Source organism: Mesorhizobium sp. M7A.F.Ca.CA.001.10.2.1, from assembly GCF_003998575.1.
Classification (GTDB): domain Bacteria; phylum Pseudomonadota; class Alphaproteobacteria; order Rhizobiales; family Rhizobiaceae; genus Mesorhizobium.
Genome location: NZ_RZQY01000656.1, coordinates 1 through 3,392 on the forward strand (window position 1 = coordinate 1; position 3,392 = coordinate 3,392).

General features: G+C 62.5%; 4 protein-coding genes. All 4 read right to left on the reverse strand.

Annotation, left to right across the window (positions count from 1 at the left end; translation table 11 throughout):
- Positions 1 to 767, reverse strand: a 767-nt coding sequence (locus EN964_RS29315) for a RimK-like ATPgrasp N-terminal domain-containing protein (RefSeq protein ID WP_206528777.1), incomplete at its 3' end; no start/stop codon positions are given.
- Entirely contained in the window at positions 767 to 1,870 is a 1,104-nt protein-coding gene (locus EN964_RS29320; RefSeq protein ID WP_127277065.1) for a peptidase C39 family protein, read from the reverse strand. The genes EN964_RS29315 and EN964_RS29320, both read right to left, overlap by 1 nt.
- A gap of 311 nt (positions 1,871 to 2,181) precedes the next feature.
- Complete coding sequence (locus tag EN964_RS29325; protein ID WP_127271681.1) at positions 2,182 to 2,973, reverse strand: anti-sigma factor; 792 nt, start codon at positions 2,971 to 2,973, stop codon at positions 2,182 to 2,184.
- Positions 2,970 to 3,392: RNA polymerase sigma factor (locus EN964_RS29330; protein WP_164753433.1), on the reverse strand; the 423-nt coding region annotated here is incomplete at its 5' end. The genes EN964_RS29330 and EN964_RS29325, both read right to left, overlap by 4 nt.

A 3,392-nucleotide genomic window follows, 5' to 3' on the forward strand; every position in this document is an offset into this window, starting at 1 on the left:
TGGTTGGAGATCGAGGTGGTCTCGCGAATGAACAGCGCGTCGTAATTGGCGAGCTTGGCGAGGTCCCGCTTGGTGATCGGCTCGATTTCGACACCCATCTTCTCGGCGATCTTGGCCCAATAGCGCAGCGACGATATCTCCGATGGCGGCAATTCCTCATGCGGGTCGACCAGCGTGGCGAAGGTGTAGCGCGCCGGCGTGCGGCCCTTGGTGTCGCGCCATTCGCGGTTGGTGTAGGTCTCCAGGCACTGGATGAAGCTTTTTTCCTCATCCTCGGTCATCCGCGCCAGCGGATGGAAACCGATCTTGCGGATCGAGGCCCATTCGGCGCTGTCCTTGATGTGGACTTCGAGCGCCGGCGCGCGGAACCAGTCGAACAGAAGTTTGGCGAAGCGGTCCCAGATTTTCGACGGGCCGATGCCGAAGAAGATGCAGACCTTTTGCGGAAAAACGCCGGCGAGATCCTTGCGGCATTTGTTGAGCGCCAGCTCCAGTTCCGGCAGCGCGTGTTCATAGAGCTTGCGCTCCGACAGGTCGATCATCGTTTCGACCGTCGGGATCACCTTGTGGCCGCGCGAGCTTGCCAGCAGCGACGCATAGTAGCCGCGGCTCTGGTAGCCGTAATTGTTCGACAGGTTGATGACCTTCGGCCACTGGCCGCGAAACAGTGACGGGTGCGCGAGATAGTCGCGATTGGTGATGATCTTGTGCGGTGTCGCCACCTGGTCGAGATCGCTCTGCCTGCCGGTAAGGATGACCCAGGTCATTATCTGTCACGCTTTCCCAGAGTGATGGCGGCACGCAATCCATCGCGACCGAACTGCGCCATGTTCATGAAGATGCCGTAAGGCACGGGAATGTTGGCTGCATCAAGGATGGTCTCCTGCCTTTCGTCTTCGACCCAAGGGTCGTGGATCAGGATATGGTCGCCGTCATCGCCGATCGCCAGCACCCAGTGCGGCACCTTCTTGCCAAACATCAGGAAGCCGCTGATCAGCACCAGCACCAGCTTTCCCTCAGCGATCGCAGCGCGGATATCGTCGATTGTGAATGCACGGTAATTCACCGGGATGCCGTAAAGTTCCGCGCGTCGGCGAAAGTCGACCTGGGCCAGTTCCATCACTCTGCGCTTGTCCTCACTGCGTACCGATTGCAGGAACAACGCGCCATAGAAGGAAACGTAGATCTCCACCGCGAGCCCGCTTTCGTAGCCCGAGACAGCGAGGCCGAATGGCTCGCAACCACCGGGACCCGACATCATGAAGACGGTCGTCGCTTCACGCCACAGGCGGATTTCCATGACCGGATCCGGCACGAAGCCGCGATCGAAATTGGCCATCGCCATCATCAGGCAGCACGGGCCGCAGGTGAATTCGCAGGTCTGCGGGTAGAACGGCACCTTGGTGGCGATCGGAATGTCGCCACGCAAGGTCTTTTCGTAGCGAAGTGCCGTTTCGCCATCCTCATAGTAGCCGGGCTCGCGGCCGATCTTGCGATACCCGGCCTGTTCGTAGATACGGATCGCGCGGCTGTTGTCCTCGCGAACTTCGAGACGCAGCATCATGCGGTCGTGCTCGAAGGCGGCATCTTCGGCGGATCCGAGCAGCATGCGGCCGACACCCAGCCCGCCGAAAAACGGACTGGTCGCAATCGAGTAGAGGCGCGCCACGCCGCTGCCCTTGCGAAACAGCACGATCGCGTAGCCGGCCAGGCGGCCATCGACTTCAGCGACCAGCGTCTCGGCGGTTTCACGCTCGATGAACAGGCGAAAGGAGCGGCGGGGAATACGGTCGCTTGAGAAAACAGCTTTCTCAATGGCGGCGAGATCATCGACGTCAGACGCGCGGGGCGTGCGGATCTCGGCAGGCATGCGGCTTCAGAAAACCTCGATTGGTGGTGGAAATGGCCCTACTCGAACACGTCCTTGACGCCGACCAGGGCGTTGGGAAAACCGGCGTCCACCTGGGCGCACAAAGTCCGCTCCACCACCTTGAATCTTCGCCTCGTGTTTCCAAAAACCGCTTCCGATTTTCGGGGCGATGCGACGGCATTCATCAAGCGCTATCGCACCTCGATTAGGGCCGAATTGTGACAAATCCGACGCCGACTCGACGGGTGTGAAAGGGCCCTTCGGCCGGATCGGCATTCGCGGATCGACGGCACCGGCAAAAGCAATGCCGTTCAGCTTGCCAGCCCGTTCACAAGTTGCGTGTAGGCGCTCCTGGCAACCTCGGCCAGCCGCTCGCGCGGCAAGGAGCCGACCACGGCGCAGCCATAGCCCTTGTCCAGCCAGTAGACGGCCTCGGGTCCATCTTGCGCGGCGGCGTAGGTGCCCTTGGCATTCTCCGTCGATTCCGTGGTGACAAACAGCGATATACGCTGCCCATTGCCGTCCTCGTAAAGCAGCATGGCGGCCTTGCTCTCGCCTGCCGGCAACAGCCGGCCGCCGACCAGCTGGAATCCGTCGGCGGTCAGGTCCGGCGCCACCAGATTCAGCCCTATCCGGTTGGACAGCCATGTCTGCAGATGGTCCTTGTCGCTGGCCGGCACCTCGACGGCATGCCGCTTTTCGGCGGCATAGATGACATGAGCCGCGATTGCCTGCTCGGCCAGCCGATCTTCGGCCGGGTCCTCCTGGCCGATGCCATCGATGCCGGCAAAATAGCCACCAAGTCCGCCTACGGCCAGAAGCACGGCGGCAGCAGCGGCAAGCCACCAGCGTGAGCGTGACACAGCTGCCTTGACCGGCACCTCGCCAAGCACGACCTTGCGCAAGTGCCCAGGCACGGCTTCGTCCAGCACGTCGGCGAAGGCGGCACGCAGCGCCGCCCGGTCGGCGGTGAAACGGGCGCTCCTGGCCTTCATCTCGGGATTGGCGTCGAGCCAGGCATCGTAGGCCGCGCGCTCATCGCCGGGCAGCTCGCCATCGAGCGCCATATGGATGTCACGTTCGGAAAAGTCGCGGCGGATCATTTCTCGACGATCCTTATCGCGCGGCGGCGCGCCGTGTCGTCCAGCAACCCGCGCAATTCCTCACGCCCGCGCGCAATGCGCGACATCAGCGTGCCCGCAGGCACGCCCAGAATGTTGGCGGCTTCGGCATAGGAAAAACCTTCGATGGCAACCATGACAAGGGCTGCGCGACGGTCGGGGCTGATCGCCTGCAATGCGTCGACGATCTCGCGCGAGGCAATGCTCTCCACCTGCTCGGCCGGCTGGGCAACGGCCTCGCCCGCCTCCAGCGGCAGCATCGCCGCCTCGCCGCGGCGGTTCACCTTGCGCATCTGGTCGATGAACAAATGATGCATGATCGTAAACAGCCACCTCCGGGGGCTTTCTCCCGTCTGCCAGTTGTCGAGCCGCACAAGCGCCCGCTCGAGGCAATCCTGGAC